Genomic DNA, 3,088 nt, shown 5'->3' on the forward strand with positions numbered 1-3,088 from the left:
GGGCTCGAGGGTTGATGGCGCCGCCGGGCCTGCGGCCCTGGGAGCCAAGGGTTCTGTCCGGGATCGGCTCCGCCTTCCGGACGGTTTGAGGGCTCCGCCCAGGGAGTTATATAGTATCGCTCCGCTGGGGAGGTGGGCGCCTGGCGGCGCCAAAAAAGGGAAAGCGGCCGAAGGCCGCTAATCATCGCCATGCTATTCCTGCTGATGAATCCAAAGGCATCCAGCCGGAACCGGCCGGCAGCAGGAAGATGGAAGCCGATTGCCTTCACCTTTGTCCCCAGCGGCTCCTTCCCGCCGACTGGTATTTAATAGCATTTCTCTCATATGCTTCGCGTACCGAGATTCTTCGCCTTCGGCTCAGAATGACGATGAGGGCGAGATGGCAAGGCACGTGACGCAGGCTCCTTCCGCAGGTGGCAATCCTGCATAGGATTGCCAAGTTGGGCAAAGTTGGCCCTTAGCCTGCCCATAAAAGGGCCTTCCTATGAATTGCCCGACCGGAATGGAGCTGGGCAAAGCCCTGAGGAACACCGAATCTTTTTAGCGAAAGACCTGACGCCCCTATCCTCTGTCGCCTTCGGCGACACCTCCTTCCTAAGGAAGGAGGCTATAGAACTCCGTTATGCAGCAGTGTTGACATAAAAGACAATTCCGTAACGCTGACTTCATACTCATCGCCCGCAGGGCGATACCTTCCCCTCTGAACCCTTTGAACTTTCTGCACCCTCTGATCTTTACCCCTCTGCCATCTGCTTCAGCTCTTCCCTATCTGTAATATGGATTTTCTTTCCTTTCCGGCTGATGAGGTTCGTTTCTTCCAGCAGGTGGAGTTTACGGGAGAGGGTTTCGGGGGTGGTGCCCAGGTAGGCGGAGAGGTCTTTCATTTTCATGGGGATTTCCAGGTCCGCCGCGCCGCCGCTTAGGAGGTAGAGGCTCAGAAGGTAGGCGGAAAGTCTGGTTTCTACTCTTTCCATCATGAGGAAGCGGGTCTGGTTTTCTGTGTCCGCCATGCGCTGGGCGTTGATTTCCAGAAGTTTCAGGGCCAGCTTTGGGGTTTTCTCAAGGAGGGCGGTGAAGTTGCTTTTCCGGAGGAGGCAGGCGTCGGTGGCTTCCAAAGTGTCGATGAAGAGGTCTTGGGCCCTGGCGCCTAGGAGGGCGTTGGCGCCTTCGTAGCTGCCGGGGGTGAGGAGGCGGAGGAGCTGTTCCCTCCCGTTTCCTGCAATCATGTAGACTTTCATAGAGCCCGATGCCACGATGATGAGGAGGGGGTCGTCTCCCGGCTGCCAGACGGTTTCGCCTTTGTTGAAGTGGCGGTGAATGACGAGGCTTTCGATTTTGTCCTGTTCCTCTTCGGAAAGGTGGTTGAAAAGGGGGACGATGGATGTGCAGTGATGTTCTTTCATGGGATATCCTTTCTTATTTCTTTTCTTCTATTATACATGGAAAAAAGAAATATTTACATTTCTTGATATGTATCAATGTTTTAGATGCCCCGTTTCTTTATACTATTTACAGATAAAGAAATCCGAGCTTACAGAGCTCCAGTGAAACAGGAAAGGATGATTCCAATGATGGACACAATTCAGGAAAACGAAATTTTCAATCTGGCAGATAAGGTGGATTATCAGGACGGTGCTTTCCATCCGCTGGTGATTGACAGCAATGACAAGGCGGAGCACGTGCTCATGGCAGTGGATAAGGGAGTGCTGATTCCGGACCACAAAGCGCCGTCGGACCTCATTTTCCAGGCCCTGGAAGGGGAAGCGGTGCTTCATGTGGGAGGAAAAGACCTCAACGTGAAGAAGGGAGATTTCCTCTATCTGAAGGAAGGCACCCTTCACCATCTGCAGGCAGTATCAAAGTTCAAGTTCTCCATGGTGCGTCTTTATAAATAATTTTCAAACTTCATCAATCGGTACACATATAAACAGGAAAGGATGATTACTATGATTAACACAATTCAGGAAAACGAAATTTTCAACCTGGCAGACAAGGTGGATTACCAGGACGGTGCTTCCCATCCGCTGGTGATTGACAGCAATGACAGGGGAGAGCATGTGCTCATGGCGGTGGATAAGGGTGTGCTGATTCCGGAGCACAAGGCGCCGTCGGATCTCATTTTCCAGGCCCTGGAGGGGGAAGCGGTGCTTCATGTAGGAGGAAAAGATCTCAACGTGAAGAAGGGAGATTTCCTCTATCTGAAGGAGGGCACCCTTCACCATCTGCAGGCGGTGACCCGGTTCAAGTTCTCCATGGTGAGAATCTACAAATAAATTTCAAATTTCATCAATCAATGCTCGTATAAACAGGAAAGGACGATAATTATGATTAACACAATTATGGAAATGACAGCGATAAAAGGTCTGGCAAGGAAGGCGGCCCTTGGGCTGGCGGTGGGTATGCTGCTGCTGGCGCCGGTGGCGGCGGAGGCCCACTGTGATACCATGGACGGGCCGACGGTGAAGGATGCCCTGAAGGCCATGGAAACGGATAATGTGAATTATGCGCTGAAATGGGTGCAGCCCCGGTATGAGGGGGAGGTGATCCGGGCATTTAATCTGAGCATGAAGGTGAAGGATATCAATGCAGATACCAGAAATCTGGCGGAGCAGTATTTCTTTGAAATTCTCCTCCGGGACCACCGGGCCGGAGAGGGGGCGCCCTTTGAAGGGGTGAAGCCCCATGGAACGCCGATTGATGAGAGGGTGAAGGCGGCGGACAGGAGCATTGAAGAAGGAAATCTGAAGCCCCTGGAGCATCTGGTGGATAGGGATAAGCAGGCGGAGCTGGAACGCCGCTTCCAGCGGGTCATGGCCATCAGGGATTTCGACGTAAATAACCTTGAGGCGGGCCGGGAATATATTGAGGCCTATGTGCAGTTCTTTAAATTTGCAGAGGGAGAGGAGGACGAACATCACGGAGTACATGGCCATGGCGGCCATGAAGCCCTGCATGGACAGGAATAATAAAAAAGCACCAGTCGGAAGACCGGTGCTTTTTGCTGTGTGCGATACTTGAGGCGGTGGGCTTTTGAGGAGGAATCGGCGCTTGGCGGTATTCCCGAAGGTTGACGCGGCTTCGCCGCGAG

At 52.9% G+C, this 3,088-nt stretch carries 4 protein-coding genes; 3 read left to right on the forward strand and 1 reads right to left on the reverse strand.

Annotation, left to right across the window (positions count from 1 at the left end; all coding sequences use genetic code 11):
• Positions 1-734: 734 nt before the first annotated feature.
• On the reverse strand, positions 735-1,403 hold the full coding sequence (locus M3200_RS01335) for a Crp/Fnr family transcriptional regulator (RefSeq protein ID WP_022381739.1): 669 nt from the start codon (positions 1,401-1,403) through the stop codon (positions 735-737).
• Between the two features lie 165 nt (positions 1,404-1,568).
• Between M3200_RS01335 and M3200_RS01340 the strand changes: the two genes are divergently transcribed.
• Genes M3200_RS01340 through M3200_RS01350 form a run of 3 tightly spaced genes read left to right on the forward strand, consistent with a single transcriptional unit; the run spans position 1,569 to position 2,966 of the window.
• The gene (locus M3200_RS01340; RefSeq protein ID WP_022381740.1) at positions 1,569-1,895 is read left to right on the forward strand and encodes a cupin domain-containing protein; all 327 of its coding nucleotides are present in this window, start codon (positions 1,569-1,571) and stop codon (positions 1,893-1,895) included.
• Positions 1,896-1,946: 51 nt separating this feature from the next.
• Entirely contained in the window at positions 1,947-2,273 is a 327-nt protein-coding gene (locus M3200_RS01345) for a cupin domain-containing protein (RefSeq protein ID WP_022381741.1), read from the forward strand.
• 51 nt (positions 2,274-2,324) lie between these two features.
• Entirely contained in the window at positions 2,325-2,966 is a 642-nt protein-coding gene (locus M3200_RS01350; RefSeq protein ID WP_022381742.1) for a DUF6448 family protein, read from the forward strand.
• Positions 2,967-3,088: the final 122 nt, after the last annotated feature.

Source organism: Dialister sp. CAG:357 (genome assembly GCF_000435155.1).
In the GTDB taxonomy this organism is placed as follows: Bacteria; Bacillota; Negativicutes; order Veillonellales; family Dialisteraceae; genus Dialister; species Dialister hominis.